This is a genomic window from Rhodococcus sp. BP-241 (assembly GCF_019836145.1).
Taxonomy (GTDB): domain Bacteria; phylum Actinomycetota; class Actinomycetes; order Mycobacteriales; family Mycobacteriaceae; genus Rhodococcoides.
This window is the reverse complement of record NZ_JABUEI010000003.1, coordinates 132536-157622: the sequence shown is the minus strand read 5'-3', so window position 1 is coordinate 157622 and position 25087 is coordinate 132536. Positions and strand designations below refer to the sequence as shown.

The following is a 25087-nucleotide window of genomic DNA, read 5'->3' as shown; positions in this document are numbered from 1 at the left end:
AGGTCAGTTCGGTGACATCGCCTCGCGATATGCACAGGCACGAGGGTTCGTCCACAACCCTCGTCGTCTTCCCTCCCGGTCGTCGGCGTCCGGCGCTACGGTCTGACCCGACTCGCCGAACGGGGCGGCGAGCCACTGGGGGGGGTGGACGTGGTGGTCGGACGTGAGGGCGAGTACGCGACGGCGGTGGACACGCGGGTGGTCCATGGTCGACCGCCGCGCGAGGACGCGCCGCGGGTGCCGGGCGGCACCGTCGAGATGGAGCCGCCACCGGAGATTCCGCGGGTGGTCCCGGGGAACCCGCTCCTGAAGATGCTGCCTCTGGTCATGGTGGTCGCGATGGTCGGCATGGTGGCCCTCATGATCACGTCGGGCGCGGCCGCCAACCCGATGACGCTGCTGTTCCCGGCCATGATGGTGGTGTCCATGCTGGGGATGTTCGCCGGTGGGGGCCGCGGCGGCGGGCCACGGACGGCCGAACTCGACGAATCGCGCAAGGACTATCTGACGTACCTCGGTGCGATGCGCGAGCGAGTCCGGTCGACGGCGTCGGCGCAGCACGAGGCACTGGCCTTCTCCCATCCTGATCCGTCGACGCTGTCCTCGTTCGCCGGAACCTCACGCATGTGGGAGAGGCGGTCGACAGACGACGACTTCGTCCATCTGCGGGTCGGCGTGGGCGACCAACGACTCGCCACTCGCCTCGTCACACCGGACACGGGTCCGCCCGAGGGTCTCGAGCCGGTGTCGGCCGCCCTCCTGCGCTCGTTCGTCCGGACCCATGCCATCGTGTCGGACCTTCCCACCGCGGTCTCGTTGCGCGCGTTCTCCGTGATCGGTGTCGACGGCCCCGTCGAGGCGGCGAGAGCGCTCGTGCGCTCGATGGTGTTGCAGGCATGCATTTTTCACAGTCCGGACGACATCAGTGTGGTGGTCGTCGTGGACGACCGCACCGCGGGGACGTGGGACTGGACGAAGTGGTTGCCGCACCACGGGGACGAGACCGCGTCGGACGGTGGCGGGCGACGGCGGTTGACCTTCGGATCGCCGGCGGAGGCAGCGCGGGACCTCGCCGTCCCGGCGGCAGACTCGTCGACCGGTGCGCGGCCCCATCGCATCGTGGTCGTGGATCGCGGTGCCGAGGACGGTGTCGAGGATGCCGAGACATGGGAGACCGTGACGAGGGGCGGGGACGTGACGGTCCTGACCGTGTCCGGTGCGGGCCGGGACGGCACCGCGGATCGCACACTCGTCCTGGTCGTCGGCGACGGCGCGGACAGGCCTGCGCTCGGCGCACGGAGCGCGGCCGGAGTCGAGATGTTCGGTGCCGCGGACGGTGTGGACGTGGTCACCGCCGCCGTCGTGGCGCGAGGACTCGCTCGATTCCGGACGGGCGACACCGTCGTGCGGGCGGAGGGTGGCCCGCGCGTCCGAGCATGGGAACACCTGCCCGGCATGACGTCTCCCGACAGTCTCGATCCCGGCGTCGCCTGGTCCTCCCGTTCCGGGCGGTCGCGACTGCGCGTCCCGTTCGGACTCGACGACGACGGTCGCGTCGTCGAGCTCGACCTGAAGGAGGCCGCCGAGGGGGGTATGGGACCGCACGGACTCTGTATCGGCGCCACGGGATCGGGAAAGTCGGAACTGTTGCGGACGCTGGTGCTCGGACTCGTCGCGACGCACCCGCCCGACGTCCTGAATCTCGTCCTCGTCGACTTCAAGGGTGGGGCCACGTTTCTCGGACTGGAATCGGCGCCTCACGTCGCGGCCGTCATCACCAATCTGTCCGAGGAAGCGCAGATGGTCGAGCGGATGCGCGACGCGCTCGCGGGCGAGATGACTCGACGGCAGGAACTGCTCAGGGCCGCCGGCAATTACGCGAACGTCTCCGACTACACCCGTGCGCGCGAGGGTGGTGCCGCACTCGAGCCTCTACCGGCGCTCTTTGTCGTCGTCGACGAGTTCTCCGAACTGCTCACCCGGTTCCCGGAGTTCGCCGAGCTCTTCGTCGCGATCGGGCGACTCGGGCGCTCGCTGCACATCCATCTGTTGCTGGCGAGCCAGCGGCTCGACGAGGGTCGGTTGCGCGGACTCGACAGTCATCTCTCCTACCGCATCGGTCTGAAGACGTTCTCGGCCTCCGAATCTCGATCGGTTCTGGGTGTCGCCGACGCGCATCACGTGACCGGGGGTCCGGGAGTGGGGTTCCTCAGAACGGACTCCAGCGAGCTGGTGCGCTTCACCGCGATGTACGTCTCGGGTCCCCGTCTGCGGAGCGACGAGCCCGCAGCGCTCTCGGTCGGCGCAGGCTCGACCGGGCCCCGTCTCTTCACGGCGGCGCCGGTGCCGCTGCTCGACGAGACCGCCCTCGAACCGGCGGTCGAACCGCCGTCTCCGTCCGAGTCGTCGGACGGCGGCACCGTCCTCTCCGCCGTCGTCGCGCGAGTGCGCGGTCACGGGCGTCCCGCGCACCGGGTGTGGCTACCGCCGTTGGACCGGCCCGTCACACTCGACTCGGTGTCACCGGACACGGCGCTCGGCGGTGACCGGCCCGACGCGGCGGGGTCACTGCGCGCCGTGGTCGCACTGGTCGACCGGCCGTACGACCAGCGACGCGATGCACTCGAACTCGACCTCACCGGTGCGTCCGGGCACGTCGCGATCGTCGGGGGACCGCAGTCCGGCAAGTCCACCGCGCTCTGCACGCTCGTCCTCGATCTGGCTCTGCGGTACTCCCCGCACCACGTGCAGTTCCACGTCCTGGACTTCGGCGGTGGATCCGTCGGACGGCTGGTAGGCCTTCCTCACGTCGGATCCGTCGCGGTCCGCTCGGAGGCGGACGCCGTGCGACGCATCGTCGCCGACGTGGTCGGAACCGTTCGACGCCGCGAGGAGTTGTTCCGCACCGGCGAGATCCGGTCGATGGCCGACGCGCGGCGCAGGCGAGAGTCGGGTGGAGACAGTGCACCGCCGGTGCCGGACATCGTTCTGGTCGTCGACGGGTGGAGCACGATCCGAGCCGAGTTCGAGGCCCTCGAACCGTCCCTGCATCAGCTGGTGTCGAGCGGACTCTCCTACGGGGTGCACGTCGTCCTCGCCGCGAGTCGGTGGGCCGAGCTCCGTCCCGCGGTGAAGGATGCCGTCACCACGAGAGTCGAACTGCGCATGGGTGATCCGTCGGACTCGGACATCGGCCGAGCACGGGCGATGCACGTCCCGACGCGTCGGCCCGGTCGAGGCATCACCCCGGACGGGTTGCATCTGCTCGTCGCGCTCCCGCGTGTCGACGGCATCGCCGACACGGACGATCTCGGACACGGGACCGACCGCGCGATCGCCGAGTCGGTCCACCGGTGGCGGGGTGACGCACCGACGCCCCCGGTGCGACTGTTGCCGCGTCGACTCGAGCGCGACGACCTTCTGTCGTCCGTGTCGGCGTGGTGGCCACCGTCCGCCTCGGGGACATTCGTCGCCACCGTGCCGGTGGGTGTCGACGAGAACGATCTCGCGCCGGTCGTTCTGGATCTGGCCGAGCATCCGCACCTTCTCGTCCTCGGCGACTCGGGCTGCGGGAAGACCAGTCTGCTGCGATCGATCTGCCGTTCGCTCGCGCAGGCCAACGACGCCACGTCACTGAGAATCCTCGCCGTCGACTACCGACGAACCCTGCTGGGCGACATCCCGTCCGATCGGCTCGCCGGTCACGCGTCCACGGCCGAGCAGGCCACGACGATGGTCGCCGAACTCGCGACCTACCTTCGTGCCCGCCGTCCGGGACCGGACACCACTCGTCGCGAACTCGCTGCGAGATCCTGGTGGACCGGTCCCGAGATCGTCGTGGTCGTCGACGACTACGACCTCGTCGTCACGCCGCACGGAAACCCGCTGACCGAGTTGCTGGAACTGCTGTCGCAGGCGCGGGACGTCGGTCTGCATCTCGTCGTCGCACGTCGATGCGGCGGATCCGCTCGGGCACTGTACGAACCGGTCCTCGCGAGACTCAAGGACCTGGCATCACCGGGACTGGTGATGAGCGGGAGCCGAGAGGAGGGCGTCCTGCTCGGCTCCGTCCGTCCGTCCGAACTCCCACCCGGACGCGGTGTGCTGGTCGGGCGCGGAACGGCGACACTGGTGCAGACCGCGCTGTGCGAGACCGCGCCGGACGAGCGGTGACGTCGCCCGTCGGGCTCGTCACGACCGTGGACGCGGTGTGGTGTTCACGGTTCGGGGTGCTGTCGAGAACTCCCGCAGACGGTTCCGCGTCCGTGGACGTCCTCGGCCACATCGACGACCGCGTCGTCACTCTCGCCGACGGACACGAGGTCGAGGTGTCGACGACGGTGTCCGAGATGTTCACCGACGCTCTGCGCGATGCGGGGGTGCACGGTGGGGACCACGACCTTGTGCTGGTGCACCCACCGCACTGGGGAGCCGTGCGCTGCAGCGTCCTCACCGCGGCCGCGCGCCCCCTCGCGCGTGACGTCCTCCTCGTGTCGTCGGCGCTCGTCGCGCGGGACGCGGCGCAGTCGGCCCGGCCCTGCCCGTGCGGTGGATCACGCTGCCGAACAGTGGTTCTCGACCGCACACCGCACCGCACCACGGTGTCGACCGTGGTGAGTACGGCCATCAGCAGCGACGTCGTGGACTGTGTTCTGACCGACCCCACGATCGGAGGGGACGACGAGCTGACGGTGTCGCGCACCCGTGCCGCGGTGGACGGAGTTCTTGCTGCCGCGCCGGCCTGCCGACTCGTCGTGCACGGCACGAATGACACCTTGCCGCGAGCCGTACTCGACGAGATGAGCGATCTGACGGTGGTGACGGTGGACGACGAGGAGATGGCGGCAGCCGTGGTCCCGAGCGCGGGCGCGAGTCCCCTCCCGGTTCCGCCCGTCACAACGTCCGTACCGGCCGAGCTCACGCCCGGTAGGACGGGCGCGTGGCTGGCCGAACGAGCCGCCGCGGCGGCCGTGGACCGTCGGCGCACGACCCGACGGCCGGTCCTGGTGGCAGCGGTGGCGACCGCGGTGGTGTGCGTCAGCATCGGCGTCGCGGCACTGACCAGCGGACAGTCGCCCGCGCCTGCGACGGAGCGACCACGAGCCGCAGAACCGTCCATGGTCCCGGCCGGGCCCACTCGACCCACCGCGCCCACCACCGAGCCGGCCGCCGCGACGACGACGAGCGCCCCCGCCGGTACCGACTTCTCGATCGCCGGAACACACCTGATCGTGCCGGTGGGGTGGCATGTCGAGCCGGGTACGGAGCGGGTCGAGATCCGTCCCGACGCACCCGCCGGCATGCGACTGGTGCTGGTGGTCCGCGAACTCGGTGTGGGCGTCGGACTCCCCGACGTGCAGGCCACCCTGTCGGCCGGGGTCGACGCCGCACCCGATCGACTCGGCGGGCTCGATCGACGGTCGGACGTATCCGATCGTCCCGCGCTCGTCTACACCGAGAAGGCGTCCGACGGCTCGACGGTGGCGTGGACGGTGATCGTGTCACCGGGGGAGCAGACGAGTCTCGGCTGTCAGAGCACCGAGGCCGCGAACCCCGTGATGGCGGAGGTCTGCACCGCGGTCCTCGCATCCCTCGTCGTCGGGTGACGCGGTGGCGGAGACGGAACCGTTCGCCGAGTCGTCGCGTCGAAGGAGGTGCAGGGGAAATTCCGGGTACCGGCCCGGACCACACCGAGGGGGGATCGAGAGACCATGTCGCAGATGAAGACCACCGTCGAGACGATGCACGTCACCGCAGGGAAGGTGGACCAGCTGACGCTCGAGATCAAGGCGCTGCTGGACCAGCTGCGTGGCGACGTCCAGGCCGTCGGAGGGAGTTGGGAAGGCGCGGCGGCGATCGCGTTCCAGAACGTCATGACCAGCTGGGACGGCAGCGCGAACAAGTTGCAACTCGCGCTGGGTTCGATCGGGGACGCCATCAAGTCGAGCGGGACCGCCTACGGCGCTGCCGACGACGACAACACGCGCACCGTCACCGCCGCGGGCGGTTCGCTCAACCTCTGACCCGCCGATTATCTGATCTGCCCATCACTCACGTCAGGAAGGACGTTCACCATGAGATACGTGTTCGGTGCCATCGACCAGGTCACTGCTCAGATCGACGCGAAGCAGGCCACTCTCAACAGCAAGCTCGACGAACTGCGCCAGATCATCTCGCCGCTGGTGGCGGAATGGGAAGGCACGGCGTCGGAGTCGTACCAGGACAAGCAGCGCCAGTGGGACTCGGCCGCCCTGGAGCTCAATCAGGTTCTCGAGGCGGTCGGCAGTGCCGTCGGTCAGGGCAACGCCGACATGCAGGCACGCGAGGCGGCGAACCGGGGAATGTTCGCCTGATCACGGACGAGGTGGGCAACCGGGGCGCGGGGGGTGTCCGGTTGCCCATCTCCGACGGTCCGTACGACTCCGGTCGGCGCGGGGCGGATACTGGACGTCGTCATGACACAGCCGGATCAGCCCGTCACGGACCCGAGCGACCGCGACCACGCGGCTCGGGCGATCGCCCGCAGCCGGGTCGCGGCGGAACGTGCGCTCACCGAGGCCCGCATCGTGTCGCTCGCACGACAGCACCAGGCCATCGTCGAAGGGTCCCGGTGGACCACGGACGACGACGAGCACGATCCCGAGGGGTCGACCATCGCGTTCGAGCGCGCCACCATCGCATCGATGTCGAGAGAGGCGCGGGAGGAACTGCGCGAACTCGACGACGCGGAGATGCGGATCGAGCGCGGCACCTACGGACAGTGCGAGGTGTGCGGCGGGGCGATCTCCGACCCCCGCCTCGAGGCGCTGCCCACTGCTCGCCGCTGCATCGACTGCACCTCTCGTCGGCGATGACGGTCGAGGGGTTTTGACCTGCCAGTACGTGGGCCGGTAAGGTACACCGTTGGCGTTCGGTACATCGAGTCGTCATGCACGACCGATACCGGTCCCTCGGGTCTCCACTGGCCGCCGAGACGATCGACCACGCGCCTGGCCAGCACCATCAGCGATGAGACAAGGAAGTTCTGTGTCCACGTACAGCCAAAAGGCCGGGGATGTCACCCGGACCTGGCACGTGATCGACGCCACCGACGTCGTTCTCGGCCGCCTCGCAGTCCAGGCAGCAACTCTGCTGCGTGGCAAGCACAAGCCCACGTATTCCCCCAACCTCGACGGCGGAGACTTCGTCATCGTCATCAACGCTGAGAAGGTCGCGATCAGCGGCAACAAGCGGACCGACAAGTTCCACTACCACCACTCGGGCTTCCCGGGCGGTCTCCGTGCGCGCAGCATCGGTGAGGTTCTGGACAAGAACCCCGACCGCGTCGTGGAGAAGGCCATCAAGGGCATGATCCCCAAGACCAAGCTCGGCAACCAGATCGCCGGCAAGCTCAAGGTCTACGCAGGTCCCGATCACCCCCACACGGCTCAGCAGCCCGTCCCGTACGAGATCAAGCAGGTGTCCCAGTGACCGCTCCCGAAGAGAACGTCGTGACCGAGACGGCCGAAGAGACCGTCCCCATCGGTGACTCCGTCGAGATCGCCGACGAGTTCGTCTCCGTCGAGGAGCCCGAGGTCGTCGCCGACATCGAGGCAGCCGCTCGTCCCGCTATCTACATCGATCGCCCCGTCACCACGGTCGGTCGTCGTAAGGAAGCCGTCGTGCGCGTGCGCATGACCCCCGGCTCGGGCGACTTCAAGCTCAACGGCCGCACCCTCGAGGACTACTTCCCCAACAAGGTGCACCAGCAGCTCATCAAGTCCCCGTTCGTCACCGTCGAGCGTGCGGACGGCTTCGACATCGTCGCCCTCCTGCACGGTGGCGGCCCGTCCGGCCAGGCAGGCGCCCTGCGTCTCGCCATCGCCCGTGCCCTCATCGAGGTCACCCCGGACGATCGCCCCGCCCTCAAGAAGGCCGGCTTCCTCACGCGTGACCCGCGTGCCGTGGAGCGCAAGAAGTACGGCCTGAAGAAGGCTCGTAAGGCATCGCAGTACTCGAAGCGCTGATCTCAGCACTTCTGGAGAAGCAGGCGCTCCGGCTGGTCCTCGGACCGCCGCGGGCGCCTGCTTCGTGTCACGGCACCTGCATTCGCTCCACCTGCTCGGAAGAGGTAACTGTCATGGCCCGGTTGTTCGGTACCGACGGAGTTCGGGGACTGGCGAACGAGGAGGTGACGGCAGACCTCGCACTACGACTCGGCCGTGCCGCCGCAGCGGTGCTCGGCGAGGTCGCCTCGTCGACCACCCGCCCCCTGGCCGTGGTCGGACGGGACCCGCGCGCGAGCGGCGAGATGCTCGAAGCCGCGATCGTGGCCGGACTGTCCTCCGCCGGAGTCGACGTCCTCACGGTCGGTGTCGTCCCCACCCCGGCCCTGGCCTACTTGACCGACGACTACGACGCGCAGCTCGGCGTCATGATCTCCGCATCGCACAACGCGATGCCCGACAACGGCATCAAGTTCTTCGCGGCCGGCGGCCACAAGTTGGACGACGACCAGGAAGACCGCATCGAAGCATTGCTCGACGCGCCCGCCACGGGCCCCGTCGGTGCCGCCATCGGCCGCGTGCGACAGGCCCCGGACGCTCTCGCCCGCTACGAGAGCCATCTCGCGACCATCGTCACCCGACGCCTCGACGGCATCACCGTCGTCGTGGACTGCGCTCACGGAGCCGCCTCGACCGCCGCGCCGGACGCCTACCGCGCCGCGGGTGCGACCGTGATCGCCATCAACGCCGACCCGGACGGCCTCAACATCAACGACGGATGCGGGTCCACTCACCTCGACGTGGTGCAGAAGGCCGTCGTCGAGCACGGCGCAGACCTCGGACTCGCCCACGACGGCGACGCGGACCGCTGTCTCGCAGTGGACGCGAGCGGCGCCGTGGTCGACGGGGACGCGATCATGGCGATCCTCGCGATCGCGATGCACCAGCGCGGCGAGCTTCCCGACGACACGCTGGTCGCCACCGTCATGAGCAATCTCGGACTGCACATCGCGATGCGTGACGCCGGAATCACGGTGCGCACCACCGCTGTCGGCGATCGCTACGTTCTCGAAGAACTGCGCGCCGGCAATTACGGACTCGGCGGTGAGCAGTCGGGGCACATCGTCCTGCCCGCCTTCGGCACCACCGGTGACGGTGTGCTGACGGGCCTGCAGATCATGGCCAGGATGGCCGAGACGGGACGCACCCTCGAGGACCTCGCGTCCGTCATGCGCACGCTGCCCCAGGTGCTGATCAACGTGCCCGTGCAGGACAAGTCCGCCGCGACGTCGGCTCCGCTCGTGCAGGACGCGGTGACCCGTGCAGAGGACGAACTCGGACGAGAGGGGCGAGTGTTGTTGCGTCCCTCGGGAACCGAGCAGCTCGTCCGCGTGATGGTGGAAGCGGACACTGCAGACACCGCCCGCCGGCTCGCCGACCACATCGCGGATGTGGTCGGCGCCGTCGGCTGACGTCTCGGCCGTCAGCCGATGAGGGCCTTGAGCTGCTCCACCTGACCCACGCGGCCAGCGGTGTCGGCTGCGATGGGGTGGATGTTCAGTGTGGTCACACCCGCGGACTCGAAGGCGGCGAGGCGCTCCTTGACGTAGCTCTCGGTGCCGATCAGCGAGATCGACCGGACCAGCTCGTCGGGAACGGCGGCCGTGGCCTCCTCCTTCTTGCCGGCCAGGTAGAGGTCCTGGATCTTCTCTGCCTCCGCCTCGTACCCGTACCGCACCGCGAGGTCGTTGTAGAAGTTCTTGCCCTTGGCGCCCATGCCACCGATGTAGAGCGCGAGCTGGGGCTTGATCCACGGAAGGAACTGGTCGGCGTCGTCGCCGATGGCCACGGCGGGGCTGGCGTAGACGTCCAGCTCACCCAGAGACGGGTCGCGCTTCGCCTTACCGGCCGCGAGCGACTCGCCCCACACCGACTCGGCCTTCTCCGGATGGAAGAAGATGGGCTCCCAGCCCTGGGCCAGCTCGGCGGTGAGCGCGACGTTCTTGGGTCCGAGTGACGCGATGACGATCGGAATGTCGGCTCGCACAGGATGATTGATGAGCTTGAGCGGCTTGCCCAGACCCGTGCCCTGATCGGCGGGCAGCGGAATCTGGTAGTACTTGCCCTCGAACTGCACCTTCTCGCGGCGCCACACCTGGCGGCAGATCTCGATGATCTCGCGGGTGCGGCCGAGCGGGGCGTCGTACTTGACGCCGTGGAATCCCTCGATCACCTGGGGGCCGGACGCGCCGATACCCATCACGAATCGTCCGCCGGAGACGTAGTCGAGACCGGCGGCAGTCATCGCGAGCAGCGACGGCGTGCGGGTGTAGATCTGGAAGATGCCCGATGCCAGCTGGATCGTCGAGGTCTTCGCCGCGAGGAAGCCGATCTGGCTCACCGCGTCGAACGAGTACGCCTCGGGAATGAACGCGATGTCCATTCCCGCCCTCTCCAGGGCCCCGACCTCCTCGACCGTCTCGCTGAACCCGCCCGAGTAGTTCAATTGCATACCGATGCGCATGGGGCTCCCTGATCGCCGAAGTGTGTGTTACTCACCTGTGAATTCGGAGGTTACCGGTCCTACCGGCCGTGCCCACCGACGGCTGCCGTTTCGCGGGAACGCGGGGAAGCGGCGGTGCGTCTGATCTGTGGGGATCGCGCTCTCGAGCATCACTTCGGAAGGGACGACATGGCCAGTGGAACGTCGCGAGGCGGAACGACGCTGGACGAGGGGGCAGCCCGGGCGGCGATCGCGGCCCTCGAGGAGTCCGCGACAGCCGTACGAAGGTCCGCCGAGCGCGGTGTGGGCGGTCTGTTCGGTGTCGAGTCGGCGGGCCGGAACCACCGGGCGGAGGCGGCCGCCCTGCAGGACAGCCTCGGGCGGTTGTCGGAGGGCCTGCGGTCCTGGTCGGACGCCACCGCTGCGACGTCGGCCGCCCTGCGGGCGTCGATCGACGGCTCGGTGTCGCTCGACGATGTCACCGCCCTGCGCGTCGCGGCGCCGGGTGTGCCGGCACAGCGAGGTGACCGGTGACCGCACCGGTGCCGTCGACGATCGACGGTCTGCTGGATCTCGGGAGTGAGGGCCTGACGTTCTTCGCAACGTTCCTCCCGCTGGTCGGAGCGAGCGGCGCGCCGATGACCACGACCCACGTCGTGCTCTGCGCTCGCTACGACGAGCAACGCGGACTCGACACCGAGGCTCTCCGGGCTGACGCCGACCGGCTCGGCGCCGCGGCGGCCGAGGCGCGCGCGGAGATCGGGCGTCAGTCCGACGCAGCGGAGTCGTTGGGGCAGGCCTGGTCGGGAGATGCCGCCGACGCCGCGCTCGACCTCCTTCGACGGCAGTGCGCGAGGTCGGCCGGCCACGCCGATCAGCTCGAGGCGATCGGTTCAGCGATGGCCTCCGCGTCGGCGGGGTTGCACGCGATCGTCGAGGACAAGTCGATCGCCGCCTCCGCGTTCCGCACCGACCACGTGGGCGGTCGCGATGCAGCGCAGGTCGCGGCCACCATCGCCGGAGCCGGAGGTGCATCCGCACCCGACGCGGTGCGGACGCTGGCCTCGGTGTTCCCGGGCCTCGAGGCGATGCTGCTGTCCGCGTCGGATCCCGGCCGGCGGCAGGCCGAGGTCCTCGAACCGGTCGCAGCCCGATGCCGAGAGTGGTTGGACACCGTGTTCGTGCCGGCGATGACCGAGCGTGTGGCCGCATTCGAGGAACTGTGCACCTCGACGGAGACCGCCGTGTCCGAGATCTACGCGGCACTCTGCGCCGCTGCGGCGGACATCGACGGCTCGCCGTGGCCGAGTGGTCACCGGTTCGTCGAGGACGACGCGTGCGAGTGTGTGCCGGCGGAAGGCGCCGTGCCGGCTGCAGCGACCGCGCCGGCGTCGGTGACGGCGCCGGCCGCTGCACCCGAGCCGCCGTCGCTCGCCGTCGCGCCCTCTCCTGTGGTCGCGGAGCCGCCCACGACGCTGCCTGTCGCTCCCGTCGAGGATCGCTCACCGCTCGCCGAACTGATCGGTCGGGCGGTGCGGGACGCGGTGACCGAGGTGGTGTCGACTGCGGCGCCGTGCGACCCACCGCCCGCCGAGGCGCAGATCTCACCGGAGGCGGCGCTGACTGCGCCTGCCGAGGACGTCGAGCGCGGTCACCTCGAGGCCGAGCTCGACGGTCGCGGGGTGAGTGTCGCCCTCGGCGCGGACGGGGCTGTGGACATCCGCACCCACGACGCGGCGGGGGAGTCCCATCACTTCGCTCTCGCTGCCGGGCCTCTCGGACTGCCCGTCCTCACCGAGGTGATGGACGAGGCGGCGCCGCAATCGGAACAGCCTTCGGAGCCGTCGTCCGAGACCCCGGACACAGCGGAACGGGACGAGCCGCATCAGGAGGCAGTCGAACAGGAGGCAGCGGATGAAGGGCTCCCGGTCGTCGAGGCCCCGGTCGTCGAGGCCCCGGTCGTCGCACCACCGGTCGTCGCACCACCGGACTGCATTCCCACTGCTGCGGAATCCGGCGGTGTCACGGAACCCGTTGCGCCGCAACCGGTCACGGACCCGATCGGTGAGGCAGCGACGGTTGGCGAGCCGGCGCGACCCGAGCTCGCGGAAGCCGGTCCGCTGTGAACTCGCAGAACACCGCGGACATCATCGACGCCGTCGTGCGGGAGCACCGGCGGGCGACGCGACGTGTGCGGACCCGCCTCGCGGCCATCGACGAGGAGGCTCGGAAGCGCTCGGAGGCCGCGCGGGTGGTGCCGCGTCGCGCCGGAGTGATCCTGCGATCGCCCACAGAGGCGGTGGCCGGCGACGAGGCTCCGCCGGGGGCGCCTCAGCGACCGGCGAGGTGGCTCAGCTGACGGATCGCGCTGACCTTCTTGGGGGCGTCCGCGGTCGGCGCGTTCGGGTCGACCACCTCGGTGCCCTTGACGACGGCGTCGGGATCGGAGAAGTCGGAGTACGTGTCGTCGCCCGCGAGGCGGTGCAGGAGGAAGCCGGTGAGCAGTGCCTGCACCGAGCGCCGAGTCTTCGGCTGGGCGTTGCCGACGCCGAGGAAGCTGAGCAGCTTCCGGCCCTCGACCATGCCGTCACCTTCCGACTTGTCGATCACGCGGAGCAGGGTGGGGCCACCGAGCGCATCGGCGAGCGCGACGGGCTCAGCGGTGAGGGAGTTCAGTTCGGAGGGACTGCCGAGAACCAGAGCGGGCGCCGTGACCGCGTCGGCGATGCCGGGCGACAGGGCGCGCGGAGAGGTGGGCGCCGGATAGAGCGCACCGAGAGCGGCGACGTCCGATCGCTGAGCCGCGGCGATCACCGCGGCGCCCGCGCCCATGGAATGGCCCACCAGGCCGAGCTTGGCGGGGTGCACGCTGATGTCGCCGGTGCCGAGACGGATGCCGGTGCACACGTCGAGCGCGACGAGGAGATCCTGCGCCAGGGCACTGTGGGAGGGCACAGGTCCGCGCTGCGTGTTCGGCGCGACGACGACGATGCCCCACGACGCGAGGTGCCGCAGCGTGGAGTCGTAGTGCGAGGCGCCGGTCATCCAGCCGTGCGCGAAGGCGATCGCCGGCAGTCCCGTGCCCTCACTGGGCGTGTAGATCACACCGGGCAGGCCCGCGAGAGCGAGGTCACCGCGCAGCACGCGATGGGGACCCCGCTTGGTCAGGTCGGCGACCAACTTCTGTGTCTTCGGCACAGCACTGACCGTAGTCGACGCGGCAGTTCGCCATGCCGTCGACGTGCGGGCGGCCGGAGCGCCGTCCGCGCCGAAGTAGGCTGTCGTCCCATGTGCGGAATCGTCGGGTACGTCGGACATCGTCGAGCGCTACCGGTGGTGGTGGAGGCGTTGCGCCGGATGGAGTACCGCGGATACGACTCGGCCGGCATCGCCGTCCTGGACGGGTCCGGGGGAATGGCCGTCGAGCGCAAGGCCGGGAAACTGGCCAACCTCGAGGCCGAACTGGACGAACTCGGGCGGGACACCTTCGTCGGCACCAGCGGGATCGGCCACACCCGGTGGGCCACCCACGGACGGCCCACCGATCGCAACGCCCACCCGCACCGCGACCGCGCCGACCGCGTCGCCGTCGTGCACAACGGCATCATCGAGAACTTCGCGCCGCTGCGCGCCGAGCTCGAGAACGCAGGCGTCGAGTTCGAGTCGGACACCGACACCGAGGTGGCCGTCCATCTGGTCGCCGCCGCCTACGACGAGGGCCCCACGGCCGGAGACTTCGTCCAGAGCGCCCTCGCGGTGCTGCAGCGCCTCGAAGGCGCCTTCACGCTCGTGTTCACCCACGTCGATCACCCCGACACCATCGTCGCGGCCCGTCGCTCCACCCCGTTGGTCGTCGGCGTCGGCGAGGGCGAGATGTTCGTCGGGTCCGATGTCGCCGCCTTCATCGAGCACACGCGCGACGCGGTCGAGCTCGGGCAGGACCAGGTCGTGGTGATCACCGCCGACGGCTACGACGTCATGAACTTCGACGGGTCCGAGGCCGAGGGGCGTCCGTTCCGCATCGACTGGGACCTCGCCGCCGCCGAGAAGGGCGGTCACGACTACTTCATGTTGAAGGAGATCCAGGAGCAGCCCGCGGCGGTCGCGGACACCCTCCTCGGACACTTCACCGACGGTCGCATCGTCCTCGACGAGCAGCGACTGTCGGATCAGGAGCTGCGCGACGTCGACAAGGTGTTCGTCGTCGCGTGCGGCAGCGCGTACCACTCGGGGCTGCTGGCGAAATACGCGATCGAACACTGGACCCGCCTCCCCGTGGAGGTGGAGCTGGCCAGCGAGTTCCGTTACCGCGACCCCGTTCTCGACCGCTCGACACTTGTGGTGGCCATCTCCCAGTCGGGCGAGACCGCCGACACGCTGGAGGCGGTCCGGCACGCGAAGGAGCAGAAGGCCCGAGTCCTGGCCGTCTGCAACACCAACGGTTCCCAGATCCCGCGCGAGGCCGACGCGGTGCTCTACACGCGGGCGGGACCGGAGATCGGTGTCGCGTCGACCAAGGCGTTCCTCGCCCAGGTGACGGCCAACTACCTGGTCGGTCTGGCGTTGGCGCAGGCTCGCGGTACCAAGTACCCGGACGAGGTCGCACGGGAGTACGCGGATCTCGAGGCCATGCCGGACCTGGTGAGGAAGGTGCTCGAGACGGTCGAGCCCGTTCGCGCTCTGGCCCGCGAGTTGGCGTCGTCACCGACGGTGCTGTTCCTGGGTCGCCACGTCGGTTACCCGGTCGCCCTCGAGGGTGCGCTCAAGCTCAAGGAGCTCGCGTACATGCACGCCGAGGGCTTCGCCGCTGGCGAGCTCAAGCACGGTCCGATCGCCCTCATCGAGGACGACCTGCCCGTGATCGTCGTGATGCCGTCGCCGAAGGGCCGAGCGGTGCTGCACTCGAAGATGCTCAGCAACATCCGTGAGATCCAGGCGCGCGGCGCCCGGACCGTCGTGATCGCCGAGGAGGGCGACGAGACGGTGCGGCCGTTCGCCGATCACCTCATCGAGATTCCGGCCGCACCGTCACTGCTGCAGCCGCTGTTGTCGACGGTGCCGCTGCAGGTGTTCGCCGCCGAGGTCGCGCAGGCGCGCGGCTACGACGTGGACAAGCCGCGCAACCTCGCGAAGTCGGTCACCGTCGAGTGATCAGCTCTCTCGGACGATGACGGTGCCCGTCATGTTCGGGTGCACCGAGCAGAAGTACGGGTACGTGCCGGGGTCGTCGAACGTCTGACTGAACTGACCCGACGAGATCATCGGGCTGTGCAGCAGACGGGACGCCGCGTCGATGCCGATCACGTTGTGCGCGACACCGGTGTCGTCGAAGAACCACGTGACGGTGTCGCCGGGCGAGATGGTGACGCTGGCAGGGGAGTAGGCCATCGCGGCGACCGTGACGACGTTCGGCCCGGTCGGACGTTCGGCGGTGGGGGCGTCCTCGGTGCACGATGTGAGCGACAGTGCCAGTGCGGCAGTGACTCCGATCGTCGCCGCGAGTGTTGTCAGGCGAGCCATGATTCCCACGGTAGACCTGCCGTGCATCGTGGCCTGTCGGCGCTACCGTGGGACGCATGCGTCACTTCCACACCGCCGACGAGGTGCGAGCGGCGGAAGCCCCGCTGCTGGCCCGACTGCCCGAGTACGCGGCGATGCGCCGCGCGGCCCACGGACTGGCGACGGTCGTCGCTCGTGAACTCCGGGCCCGCACCGGCGGGGTGGTCGGCAGACGGGTGCTCGTTCTCGCCGGATCCGGGGACAACGGCGGCGACGCGCTGTTCGCCGGCGCCGAACTACGGCGGCGCGGCGTTGCCGTGGAGGCACTGCTGCTCCGCCCCGATCGCGCCCACCCCGCCGCACTGGCGGCGTTCCGGGCCGCCACGGGACGTGTGGTGACGCTGGCCGGCGACCCCGATCTGGTGATCGACGGCATCGTCGGCCTGTCCGCGCGGGGATCGCTCCGACCGGACGCGGCCGCGATCGTCGACGGACTCACCGCCCCCGTCGTGGCTGCGGACCTGCCGTCGGGTGTCGACCCGGACACGGGCGACGTCGACGGTCCCGCCGTCCGTGCCGCCGTGACGGTGGCGTTCGGCGCCTACAAGCCGGTGCACGTGCTCGCGAGCGCGTGGTGCGGCGAGCTGCACCTGATCGACATCGGCCTCGTTCCGGCCGCCGCGACGATCACGTCTCCCGACGACGTCGAGGTGGGCCGCGCGTGGCCGGTACCCGGACCTGCGGACGACAAGTACTCCCAGGGCGTCACCGGAATAATGGCGGGCAGCGAGAAGTATCCCGGCGCGGGCGTGCTGTGCACGGGCGCTGCGGTGGCGGCGACGTCCGGCATGGTCCGCTACGTCGGGCAGGGCGGCGCCGAGGTGGTGCATCACTACCCGGAGGTGGTCACCGCCCGTTCGGTCGACGAGGCAGGACGTGTACAGGCCTGGGTGGTGGGGCCTGGCTTCGGCACCGACGACGACGCGGCCGACCGGCTGCGCTCCGTCCTGGAGTCCGACGTCCCGGTCCTCGTCGACGCCGACGGACTGACCGTGCTGTCGCAGCGACCCGAGCTGGTGCGCGGACGGTCGTCGGCGACCGTGCTGACACCGCACGCTGGAGAGTTCGAGCGACTCACCGGGTCCGCGCCCGGACCCGATCGTGTCCGGTCCGTCCGCGCCCTCGCGGCCGACTGGAACGTGACGGTGCTGCTCAAGGGGCGAGCGACGGTGATCGCGGATCCCGACGGCGCCGTCTCCGTCGACGACGCGGGGTCGTCCTGGTCCTCCACGGCCGGGTCCGGCGACGTGCTGTCCGGCATGATCGGAGCGCTCCTCGCGGCGGGCGTGCCGGCCCGCACCGCCGCCGTCATGGGCGCTCGCGCGCACTCGCGGGCGGCCGCGCTCGCCGCCACCGATCGAGGTCGGCGTACCGCTGCTCCCATCTCCGCCTCACCGCTGCTCCTCGCCGTTCCGGACGCGGTCGGCGACCTCCGCGCACAGGCCTGACACCCGCCACCGCACGTCGGTGCGGGGTGTCGATGGCAGAATGACGCCGGTGAACAGCGCGCAGGAGGTGCCGACGAGTCCGGTCGCACCGGCTCCGACTTCTCGCCCGCAGGCCGAGGCGCTGATCGATCTGGACGCCGTCGCGCACAACACCCGCATCCTGATCGAGCACGCCGGCGATGCTGCGGTGATGGCCGTCGTCAAGGCGGACGGCTACAACCACGGCGGAGTGGAGGTCGCGCGGGCGGCGCTCGCGGCCGGTGCTCGCGAACTCGGTGTCGCCACGGCTGCGGAGGCGCTCGGACTGCGCGCCGCGGGTCTCACGGCGCCGGTGCTGTGCTGGTTGCACGCCCCCGGCACCGACTTCACGGGACTGATCGACTCGGACGTCGAGATCGGCGTGTCCTCGCCCCGTCAGATAGCGGAGGTCGCCGACGCCGCACGCCGTGTCGGCCGTCCCGCCGTGGTGTCCCTCAAGCTCGACACCGGCATGAATCGCAACGGGGTGGGTGCGGACGAGTTCGACGCGGCCGTCGACGCCCTGGTGGCGGAGCAGCGTGGTGGCGCGCTGCGCGTGCGCGGCCTGTTCTCCCATCTGGTCGATGCGGATGTGCCCGGCGATCCGATCAACGACCGGCAGAAGGAGCGCTTCGACGCCGCCGCAGGCGCGATGGCCCGAGCGGGCGTGGCACCCGAGGTACGGCACATCGCCAATTCCGCCGGTGCCCTGACCCGCCCCGACCTGGCCTACGACATGGTCCGACCGGGCATCGCGCTGTACGGCCTGTCCCCGGCACCCGATCTCGGATGGTTCGGACTGCGCCCCGTGATGACGCTGCGCGCCACGGTGATCCTGCTCAAGCGGGTGGCTGCCGGCGACGGCGTCTCCTACGGCCACGAGTGGATCGCTCCCGTCGACACGACGGTGGCGTTGCTGCCCGTGGGCTACGCCGACGGCATCACGCGTGCGCTGAAGAACCGGTACGAGGTGTCGATCCACGGCGTGCGGTATCCGGCGGTGGGCCGGGTGTGCATGGACCAGATCGTCGTCGACCTCGGACCCGGCCGTCCCGACGTCGCCGAGGGGGACACCGCGTACCTCTTCGGACCGGGCGACCACGGGGAGCCCACGGCCCAGGACTGGGCGGAGACGCTCGACACGATCAACTACGAGGTGGTGACCGGTATCCGCGGTCGAGTACGACGGACGTTCGCCGGAGGGGTCTCGTGATCAGCGCCCGTCTCGCCGGAATGGCCGGGGGCGCAGCGAGTATCGCGGCCGTGGCCGCCGTGGCGGGCATCACGGCGGTGCGGCGCCGGGTGGGCCCGCCGGTGCCCGACGCCGGTCGGCGTGAGGACTTCGAGTCGATGGAGTTCGATCGCGGGTGCGTCGTCGCCAGCGGAGACGGAGTGCCGCTGGCGGTGCGCGAGGTCGGTCCACTCGAGGCGCCGCTGACCGTGGTGTTCGTGCACGGATACTGCCTGCGCATGGAGTGCTGGCACTACCAGCGTCGCGAGCTCGCCCGCCGGTGGGGCGACGACGTGCGGATGGTGTTCTACGACCAGCGCGGTCACGGCCGATCCGGTGACGTCTCGCCGGACGAGTGCGACATCGCCCGCCTCGGCATCGATCTCGCCGACGTGATCCGGGCCGTCGCACCGCGTGGACCGCTGGTGCTGGTGGGCCACTCGATGGGCGGCATGTCGGTGCTCGCGGCCATTCGCCAGTTCCCCGACGCGGTGGCCGAGCGGGTCGTCGGAGTCGCGCTGATGTCCACCACCGCAGCGGGTCTCGCGCGTACCGGTCTCGGACGGAACCTCCAGAATCCGGCCGTCGACGCGTTCCGGCTCGCGGTGCGGACCGCTCCGGGTGCGGTCCAGTTCGGCCGCGGTGTCGTGCGCGGGGTCATCGCCCCGGTGCTGCGCGCGGCGTCGTTCGGCACCGCGGTCAGTCCCGCCCTCGAGGCGTTCGCCGAGCAGATGATCCACGACACCTCGGTGGTGACGATGGTCAACTTTCTCCAGGCGCTCGAGCTGCACGACGAACTGGAGGCGCTGCCCGTCATCGCGGACACGGCGACCCTGGTGCTGTGCGGCGACGACGACTGGGTCATCCCGTTCGACAAGTCGGAGCAGCTGGCCGACGCGCTCCCGCACGCCGAGATGGTCCGGGTCCGCCGCGCCGGTCACCTGGTGCAGCTCGAGTTCCCCGACGAGGTGAACGACGCCCTGGACCGTCTGGTACAGCGTGCACGCGACGGACGGGTCCGCGCCGAACCGACGAGGCGAACCGTTGGCTGACGCGGTGCCGGTCGAGGGGGAGGCCGTCCTCTCGACGGCCGAGGACACCGAGCTCCTGGGCGAGCGCCTCGCCGCGGAGCTCGAAGCGGGCGACGTCGTAGTGCTCGACGGACCCCTCGGCGCAGGTAAGACGACGCTGACGAAGGGTCTCGCCCGCGGACTCGGCGTGCTCGGCCGCGTGAGCTCGCCGACGTTCATGATCGCGCGCACCCACCGCGCCGGCGGGGACACCGGCCCCGGGCTCGTGCACGTCGACGCCTACCGGCTGGGGCTCGGAACCGGCGCCTCGGCGATGGACGAGCTCGACGCCCTCGACCTCGACACCGAGCTGGCGGACTCCGTCGTCGTCGTGGAGTGGGGCGAGGGCATCGCGGAGGCCCTCGCCGACCGGCACCTGCTGATCCGGCTGCGGCGCGAGCCGGAGTCCGACGTCCGCACCGCCACGTGGCAGTGGATCGGGTGAGCACGGGTAATCTGGATCCCCGTGCTGATACTCGCCGTGGACACCTCCACTCCCGCCGTGACGGCCGGGGTGGTGCGGCTCGACGACACCGGCCCGCAGCCGCTCGCGACGCGCGTCACCGTCGACGCCCGTAAGCACGCCGAAGTTCTCACCCCACACATCCTCGAGTGCCTCGCCGACGCCGGCATCAGCGCGGACGACCTGTCCGCTGTCGTCGTCGGCACCGGACCGGGGCCGTTCACCGGTCTGCGCGTGGGCATGGCGACGGGAGCCGCCTTCGGTGACGCCCTCGGCATCCCGGTGCACGGTGTCGGCAGTCTCGATGCCATCGCCGCGGCCGTGCCCGGTGATCGCGAGGTCCTCGTCGTCACGGATGCGCGTCGCCGGGAGGTGTACTGGGCACGGTTCCGCGGCGCCGAGCGCGTCGCCGGACCGTTCGTCTCGCCCGCCGCGGACATCGTCGTGGGGGAGTCGACGGTGGTGGCCGGATCGGCACTGCACGTCGATCTGGTGGACCTGCCCGTGGAACCGGTCGAGAGTCCGTCCCCGGAATGCCTCGTCGCCGTGGCCGCGCAGGCGCTGCGCTCCGGCGCGGAGCCGACGTTGTTGGTGCCGCAGTATCTCCGGCGTCCCGACGCGGTCGCGACGGCCGATCGAGCGGCGAAGACCCGCGCATGATCGGCACGGTCGAACCGATGCGCGTCGAGGACGCGGACCGGTGCGCGGAGCTCGAGGCCGTGCTGTTCCCCACCGACGGGCCCTGGCCCGCATCGGCCTTCGTCGAGGAACTGCGCGGCCCGCACGTGCGGTACTTCGTCGTGCGAGAGGACGACGGTCGGGCCGTCGGGTACGCCGGGATCGCGTTGCTGGGCAAGGGCGAGGACACCGAGTCCGAGGTCCACACCATCGGCGTCGATCCCGCCGCGCAGCGTCGCGGTATCGGCAGGGCACTGCTCGACGCGTTGCTGCACGAGGCGGACCTGCACGGCGGTCCGGTGTTCCTCGAGGTGCGCACCGACAACGAGCCGGCCATCGAGTTGTACCGCCGTGCGGGCTTCGACATCGTCGGGACGCGCCGCCGCTACTACCAGCCCAGCGGTGCGGACGCGTACACCATGACCAGGCCCGCCCCGACTACGAGAGGTGGTCACCCGTGATCGTCATGGGGATCGAGAGTTCGTGCGACGAGACCGGTGTCGGCATCGTCCGCTACACCGGAGACGCGTCGGGCACCGGCACGTGCGAGATGCTCGCCGACGAGGTCGCGTCCAGTGTCGACGAGCACGCCCGTTTCGGTGGTGTCGTCCCCGAGATCGCATCGCGCGCACACCTCGAGGCCATCGTGCCCACGATGCGACGAGCGTTGGCGCAGGCGGGCATCCGTCGCCCGGACGCCGTCGCCGTCACCATCGGACCGGGCCTCGCCGGAGCGCTCCTCGTCGGTGTCGCGGCGGCGAAGGCCTACGCGGCCGCGTGGAACGTGCCGTTCTACGCGGTCAACCATCTCGGTGGTCACGTCGCGGTGGACACCCTCGAGCACGGCCCGATGCCGGAGTGTGTCGCGCTGCTGGTCTCGGGCGGACACACGCACCTGCTCGAGGTGTCCTCCCTCGCCGAACCGATCGTCGAACTGGGCAGCACCGTCGACGATGCGGCGGGAGAGGCCTTCGACAAGGTCGCCCGGCTCCTCGGACTCGGGTATCCCGGCGGTCCCGTGCTCGACGCGCTCGCCGCAGAGGGTGATCCGCGCGCCGTCGCGTTTCCTCGCGGCATGACCGGACCACGCGACTCCCGCTACGACTTCTCGTTCTCCGGCCTCAAGACCGCGGTGGCTCGCCACGTCGAGTCGGCGCAGCGCGCCGGCCGTCCGATCGTGGTGGCCGACGTGGCCGCGTCGTTCCAGGAGGCCGTCGCCGATGTCCTGACGATGAAGGCGCTGCGCGCTGTGACCGACCGGGGGATCGGCACCCTCGTCCTGGGCGGCGGTGCCACTGCGAACTCGCGTATCCGATCGCTCGCCGAGGAGCGGTGCGCCGCGGCCGGGGTGACGTTGCGCGTGCCCACTCCGCGTCGATGCACCGACAACGGCGTCATGATCGCCACGCTCGGGGCGCACATCGCTGCATCCGGAGCCGAGCCGTCACCACTGACGGCGGCGACCGATCCGGGCCTGCCCGTCTCGGTCAGCCAGGTCGTCTGACGGCCCGTCAGGCGGGCGGTGCAGTCGACGGTGTGACCGCCGGAGCGGACGTGGTCGGTACGGGAACGAGGCCCTCTGGGAGCACGGACTCCGGCACCACGGCACCGGGCGCGGGCGACACCGGTGTCGATCCGGACTCGGGCGTGCTCTCCGGCGTCGTCACCGGCGGGGTCGGCAGCACACTGGTCAGGTCCGTCCACCACGGCGGGATGCTGGGAACGTCCGGCAGGACGATGACCGGAAGATCGGGAGCCGGGCGGAGTGTCGGGGTGGTGGACGTCGGCGGCGCCACGGTCGTCGTCGCCGTGGCCGACGGTGACGACGAGCGCGTCGGGTAGGGACGCACCTCGGGGGTGTAGGTGTAGTCGGTCGTCGGCCACGGTTCCGCGGCCGTGGGCTCCGGAGCGTCGTCCTCCCAGCCACCGGTCAGAGCCGGCGGCGCCGCCTCGGGTGCCGACGCGCTGGTGGCCGTCTCCTCCGTGGTCGAGTTCGGGAGTTCCGAGGTGGCCACCGTGGTGACGGCCGGCTCGCTCGACGGGGTCAGGGCCTGGACGCCGTACGCGAGCACGACGGCCATGGCCGCGCACGCCGCGGCGAGCAGCCCGACCGTTCGCAGGCCCCCGGCGATCGAGGTGGGCGGCCGGGTGGACGCGGGCAGCACCGAGTGGCCGAGGTCGCGGGCCAGCAGGGCTGCGCCCTTGGCCACGGCGGCATCGGGTTCGGGCGTCGGCACCGCGGGCACGTCGGCGGCGTGGGTGATGGTCTCGACCACGGCGGGCACGTGGGCGCCGCCGCCGACAACGGCGGCCGCCTCGGGGCGTGCGGTCGGGCCGGCCTCGTCGAGCACCTCGAGAACCAGCTCGCGCAGCGCAGCCAACGGTGCGGCGATGGCGACGACCATCTCGGCGCGAGTCACGGTGAGCGTCTCGGCTCCGGGCAGATCCACGGTGACGGACTCGTGGAAGGACAGTTGCTCCTTGGCCGTGCGCAGACGTGCCGCGACCACCGGGCGATCCGAGGTGGTGACCGCGGGCAGCCTCTCGGCGGTCAGGGCGAGGAGGTGCGCGTCGAGGACGGCTCCGCTGACCTCGTCGGTGCGCCGGACCGCGCGCACGGTGCCGTCGACCTGATCGATCACCGTCGTGGTGGTGCCCGAGGCGCCGACGTCGACGAGCAGGACGTGGCCGTACCGCGCCACCTCGCCGGTGTGCCGGAGCCAGCACAGCAGAGCGTCGGTGTCGGTCACCAGATGGTCGTCCGTCACGTGATGACGACGGGTCGCCGACAGAATGGACCGCGATCCGAGGCCGCCGCGATGCGCCACGGCGATACGTCCGCCCGACGTGGCGGGGCGGGTGTCGTCGTCGACGAGGTGGTGGGACGCGAGATCGAGTGAGGTGGCGACCAGGTCACCGATGTCGGAGCGGGCGCCCTCGGCGGTCACGGTGCGGTAGTCGAAGGTCTCGGTACCGTCGGGAGCGGTGGTGAGGACGGCGCAGCACACCACCTCGGATCCTGCCGAGACCCCGATGGTGGGTTCGGGGACCACACTCTCCTGCTGTGTGTCCGACACGTGCATGCACCTCCTCGGGCGATCGTTCCTACGCTGCCGTTATACGAATGTTACCGAACTCCGCCGGAAATAGTGCACATCCCGCGGTGGTTCCACCCGCGGAAGGACACCGAACCCCTTCCTGACCAGTGCAATGACGAGACGTCACGAAGGTGAGAAAGGGGCGCGTCACCGTGTCTGCGAGCGTCGAGATCGGCATCACCACCTTCGCCGAGACCTACCCGGAGGAGGGGGTGCAGGAGGTGCGCGGCCACGGTCGACGACTGCGCGAGGTGGTCGAGGAGGCCCAGCTCGCCGACGAGGTGGGACTGGACGTGTACGGCGTCGGTGAGCATCACCGTGAGGACTTCGCCGCGTCCGCGCCTGCCGTCGTGCTCGCGGCGATCGCGGCGCGGACCGAGCGCATCCGTCTGACGCATCAGCGTCGGCACGCTGCCCCACGAGACGGTGCTGCGCTCCATCGAAGTTCTGGGCCGCGAGGTCGCGCCTCTGGTCCGCGAGGCGATGGCGTCCTCGACGCGACACGAGAATGTGCACTCGTGAAGGTTGAGTGCTGGCACTCGCGTGTATAGAGTGCTAGTCGACGACAGGTTCAGTGACCCGGCACCCGCGACGACGGGCCACCGCAATCGTGCGTCGTGAACCAGAGCAGTACCCAGCAGGACGAACACCAGCACAATCCGTGCCGGGGACCAGCCCCGGACCGACAATCGTGAAAGTGGAGGGCTCATCGTGGCAGGCGTGAACATCAAGCCGCTCGAGGACAAGATCCTCGTCCAGGCCGTCGAGGCCGAGACGACGACCGCCTCCGGCCTGGTCATCCCCGACACCGCCAAGGAGAAGCCCCAGGAGGGCACCGTGGTGGCCGTGGGTGAAGGCCGAGTGACCGACAAGGGAAATCGCATCCCTGTCGACGTCAAAGAGGGTGACACCGTCATCTACAGCAAGTACGGCGGCACCGAGATCAAGTACGCCGGCGAGGAGTACCTGATCCTGTCCGCACGCGACGTGCTGGCAGTCATCTCCAAGTAAGCCCCACGCCTTCCGCCCCGGTG

At 70.4% G+C, this 25087-nt stretch carries 24 protein-coding genes and 1 pseudogene; 21 read left to right on the top strand and 4 right to left on the bottom strand.

Annotated elements, in window-relative coordinates; translation table 11 throughout:
* Nucleotides 1-258: 258 nt before the first annotated feature.
* The 8 genes from eccCa (at nt 259) to glmM (ending at nt 9457) form a co-directional block, all read left to right on the top strand.
* Nucleotides 259-4173, top strand: a complete 3915-nt coding sequence (gene eccCa, locus HQ308_RS07110) for a type VII secretion protein EccCa (RefSeq protein WP_222646197.1) — start codon at nt 259-261, stop codon at nt 4171-4173.
* On the top strand, nt 4170-5606 hold the full coding sequence (locus HQ308_RS22905) for a type VII secretion-associated protein (protein WP_222646031.1): 1437 nt from the start codon (nt 4170-4172) through the stop codon (nt 5604-5606). The genes eccCa and HQ308_RS22905 overlap by 4 nt, the downstream gene beginning before the upstream one ends.
* Nucleotides 5607-5720: 114 nt before the next feature.
* Nucleotides 5721-6023, top strand: coding sequence for a WXG100 family type VII secretion target (locus HQ308_RS07100; RefSeq protein ID WP_162246747.1), 303 nt, complete (start codon nt 5721-5723; stop codon nt 6021-6023).
* A 51-nt stretch (nt 6024-6074) separates the two neighbouring features.
* On the top strand, nt 6075-6353 hold the full coding sequence (locus HQ308_RS07095; protein WP_027503812.1) for a WXG100 family type VII secretion target: 279 nt from the start codon (nt 6075-6077) through the stop codon (nt 6351-6353).
* A 102-nt stretch (nt 6354-6455) separates the two neighbouring features.
* Entirely contained in the window at nt 6456-6854 is a 399-nt protein-coding gene (locus HQ308_RS07090; RefSeq protein ID WP_222646030.1) for a TraR/DksA C4-type zinc finger protein, read from the top strand.
* A 172-nt stretch (nt 6855-7026) separates the two neighbouring features.
* Nucleotides 7027-7470 (top strand): 50S ribosomal protein L13, encoded by a 444-nt coding sequence (gene rplM / locus HQ308_RS07085; RefSeq protein ID WP_027503810.1) that lies wholly within the window; start codon nt 7027-7029, stop codon nt 7468-7470.
* 50 nt (nt 7471-7520) lie between these two features.
* Entirely contained in the window at nt 7521-8006 is a 486-nt protein-coding gene (rpsI, locus tag HQ308_RS07080) for a 30S ribosomal protein S9 (RefSeq protein WP_371831715.1), read from the top strand.
* 113 nt (nt 8007-8119) lie between these two features.
* Nucleotides 8120-9457: a phosphoglucosamine mutase gene (gene glmM, locus HQ308_RS07075; protein WP_056442532.1), complete on the top strand. Its 1338-nt coding sequence runs from the start codon at nt 8120-8122 to the stop codon at nt 9455-9457.
* A gap of 11 nt (nt 9458-9468) precedes the next feature.
* On the opposite strand, the gene HQ308_RS07070 is transcribed toward glmM, so the two are convergent.
* Entirely contained in the window at nt 9469-10509 is a 1041-nt protein-coding gene (locus HQ308_RS07070) for an LLM class F420-dependent oxidoreductase (RefSeq protein WP_222627338.1), read from the bottom strand.
* Nucleotides 10510-10677: 168 nt separating this feature from the next.
* On the opposite strand from HQ308_RS07070, the gene HQ308_RS07065 reads away from it, so the two are divergent.
* Genes HQ308_RS07065 through HQ308_RS07055 form a run of 3 tightly spaced genes read left to right on the top strand, consistent with a single transcriptional unit; the run spans nt 10678 to nt 12847 of the window.
* Nucleotides 10678-11022: a hypothetical protein gene (locus HQ308_RS07065; RefSeq protein ID WP_222627337.1), complete on the top strand. Its 345-nt coding sequence runs from the start codon at nt 10678-10680 to the stop codon at nt 11020-11022.
* On the top strand, nt 11019-12614 hold the full coding sequence (locus tag HQ308_RS07060) for a hypothetical protein (protein ID WP_222646029.1): 1596 nt from the start codon (nt 11019-11021) through the stop codon (nt 12612-12614). Before HQ308_RS07065 ends, HQ308_RS07060 begins: the two co-directional genes overlap by 4 nt.
* Entirely contained in the window at nt 12611-12847 is a 237-nt protein-coding gene (locus HQ308_RS07055; protein ID WP_222646028.1) for a hypothetical protein, read from the top strand. Before HQ308_RS07060 ends, HQ308_RS07055 begins: the two co-directional genes overlap by 4 nt.
* On the opposite strand, the gene HQ308_RS07050 is transcribed toward HQ308_RS07055, so the two are convergent.
* Entirely contained in the window at nt 12820-13686 is an 867-nt protein-coding gene (locus tag HQ308_RS07050) for a dienelactone hydrolase family protein (protein WP_027503804.1), read from the bottom strand. The two genes, HQ308_RS07055 and HQ308_RS07050, sit on opposite strands and share 28 nt — an antisense overlap.
* A gap of 90 nt (nt 13687-13776) precedes the next feature.
* Here HQ308_RS07050 and glmS point away from each other — a divergent pair, with 90 nt between their 5' ends.
* A complete protein-coding gene (gene glmS, locus HQ308_RS07045; RefSeq protein ID WP_056442516.1) occupies nt 13777-15639 on the top strand; it encodes a glutamine--fructose-6-phosphate transaminase (isomerizing) in 1863 nt (620 codons plus the stop codon).
* Here the strand turns inward: glmS and HQ308_RS07040 are convergent, their stop codons facing one another.
* Nucleotides 15640-16008 carry a plastocyanin/azurin family copper-binding protein gene (locus tag HQ308_RS07040; protein ID WP_037184149.1) on the bottom strand — a complete coding sequence of 123 codons (369 nt, stop codon included), beginning with the start codon at nt 16006-16008 and terminating at the stop codon, nt 15640-15642.
* A 56-nt stretch (nt 16009-16064) separates the two neighbouring features.
* Between HQ308_RS07040 and HQ308_RS07035 the strand changes: the two genes are divergently transcribed.
* From HQ308_RS07035 to tsaD, 7 genes are read left to right on the top strand one after another with little or no spacing between them, the layout of a single operon-like run.
* Complete coding sequence (locus tag HQ308_RS07035; protein ID WP_222646027.1) at nt 16065-17495, top strand: NAD(P)H-hydrate dehydratase; 1431 nt, start codon at nt 16065-16067, stop codon at nt 17493-17495.
* Nucleotides 17496-17535: 40 nt separating this feature from the next.
* On the top strand, nt 17536-18726 hold the full coding sequence (gene alr, locus HQ308_RS07030; RefSeq protein ID WP_222646026.1) for an alanine racemase: 1191 nt from the start codon (nt 17536-17538) through the stop codon (nt 18724-18726).
* A gap of 20 nt (nt 18727-18746) precedes the next feature.
* Nucleotides 18747-19796 (top strand): alpha/beta fold hydrolase, encoded by a 1050-nt coding sequence (locus tag HQ308_RS07025; protein WP_222646196.1) that lies wholly within the window; start codon nt 18747-18749, stop codon nt 19794-19796.
* Complete coding sequence (tsaE, locus tag HQ308_RS07020; protein WP_051613037.1) at nt 19789-20259, top strand: tRNA (adenosine(37)-N6)-threonylcarbamoyltransferase complex ATPase subunit type 1 TsaE; 471 nt, start codon at nt 19789-19791, stop codon at nt 20257-20259. Before HQ308_RS07025 ends, tsaE begins: the two co-directional genes overlap by 8 nt.
* A gap of 21 nt (nt 20260-20280) precedes the next feature.
* Entirely contained in the window at nt 20281-20937 is a 657-nt protein-coding gene (gene tsaB, locus HQ308_RS07015) for a tRNA (adenosine(37)-N6)-threonylcarbamoyltransferase complex dimerization subunit type 1 TsaB (protein ID WP_222646025.1), read from the top strand.
* On the top strand, nt 20934-21416 hold the full coding sequence (rimI, locus tag HQ308_RS07010) for a ribosomal protein S18-alanine N-acetyltransferase (protein WP_027503796.1): 483 nt from the start codon (nt 20934-20936) through the stop codon (nt 21414-21416). The genes tsaB and rimI overlap by 4 nt, the downstream gene beginning before the upstream one ends.
* Nucleotides 21413-22459, top strand: a complete 1047-nt coding sequence (tsaD, locus tag HQ308_RS07005; RefSeq protein ID WP_056442507.1) for a tRNA (adenosine(37)-N6)-threonylcarbamoyltransferase complex transferase subunit TsaD — start codon at nt 21413-21415, stop codon at nt 22457-22459. Before rimI ends, tsaD begins: the two co-directional genes overlap by 4 nt.
* Nucleotides 22460-22466: 7 nt before the next feature.
* Here tsaD and HQ308_RS07000 read toward each other — a convergent pair whose 3' ends face one another.
* The gene (locus tag HQ308_RS07000) at nt 22467-24032 is read right to left on the bottom strand and encodes an Hsp70 family protein (protein WP_222646024.1); all 1566 of its coding nucleotides are present in this window, start codon (nt 24030-24032) and stop codon (nt 22467-22469) included.
* Nucleotides 24033-24265: 233 nt separating this feature from the next.
* On the opposite strand from HQ308_RS07000, the pseudogene HQ308_RS22510 reads away from it, so the two are divergent.
* Nucleotides 24266-24448, top strand: a pseudogene (locus HQ308_RS22510) (LLM class flavin-dependent oxidoreductase); the annotation flags it as partial.
* 316 nt (nt 24449-24764) lie between these two features.
* Nucleotides 24765-25064 (top strand): co-chaperone GroES, encoded by a 300-nt coding sequence (groES, locus tag HQ308_RS06990; RefSeq protein WP_027503792.1) that lies wholly within the window; start codon nt 24765-24767, stop codon nt 25062-25064.
* The last annotated feature ends 23 nt before the right edge of the window (nt 25065-25087 follow it).

Excerpts from the sequence above, each read along its gene's own strand:
- eccCa (WP_222646197.1), top strand. The coding sequence starts at position 259 with ATGGAGCCGCCACCGGAGATTCCGCGGGTGGTCCCGGGGAACCCGCTC.
- HQ308_RS07100 (WP_162246747.1), top strand. The coding sequence starts at position 5,721 with ATGAAGACCACCGTCGAGACGATGCACGTCACCGCAGGGAAGGTGGAC.
- HQ308_RS07095 (WP_027503812.1), top strand. The coding sequence starts at position 6,075 with ATGAGATACGTGTTCGGTGCCATCGACCAGGTCACTGCTCAGATCGAC.
- HQ308_RS07090 (WP_222646030.1), top strand. The coding sequence starts at position 6,456 with ATGACACAGCCGGATCAGCCCGTCACGGACCCGAGCGACCGCGACCAC.
- glmM (WP_056442532.1), top strand. The coding sequence starts at position 8,120 with ATGGCCCGGTTGTTCGGTACCGACGGAGTTCGGGGACTGGCGAACGAG.
- HQ308_RS07070 (WP_222627338.1), bottom strand. The coding sequence starts at position 10,509 with ATGCGCATCGGTATGCAATTGAACTACTCGGGCGGGTTCAGCGAGACG.
- HQ308_RS07065 (WP_222627337.1), top strand. The coding sequence starts at position 10,678 with ATGGCCAGTGGAACGTCGCGAGGCGGAACGACGCTGGACGAGGGGGCA.
- glmS (WP_056442516.1), top strand. The coding sequence starts at position 13,777 with ATGTGCGGAATCGTCGGGTACGTCGGACATCGTCGAGCGCTACCGGTG.
- HQ308_RS07040 (WP_037184149.1), bottom strand. The coding sequence starts at position 16,008 with ATGGCTCGCCTGACAACACTCGCGGCGACGATCGGAGTCACTGCCGCA.
- HQ308_RS07035 (WP_222646027.1), top strand. The coding sequence starts at position 16,065 with ATGCGTCACTTCCACACCGCCGACGAGGTGCGAGCGGCGGAAGCCCCG.
- alr (WP_222646026.1), top strand. The coding sequence starts at position 17,536 with ATGACGCCGGTGAACAGCGCGCAGGAGGTGCCGACGAGTCCGGTCGCA.
- HQ308_RS07025 (WP_222646196.1), top strand. The coding sequence starts at position 18,747 with ATGGCCGGGGGCGCAGCGAGTATCGCGGCCGTGGCCGCCGTGGCGGGC.
- rimI (WP_027503796.1), top strand. The coding sequence starts at position 20,934 with ATGATCGGCACGGTCGAACCGATGCGCGTCGAGGACGCGGACCGGTGC.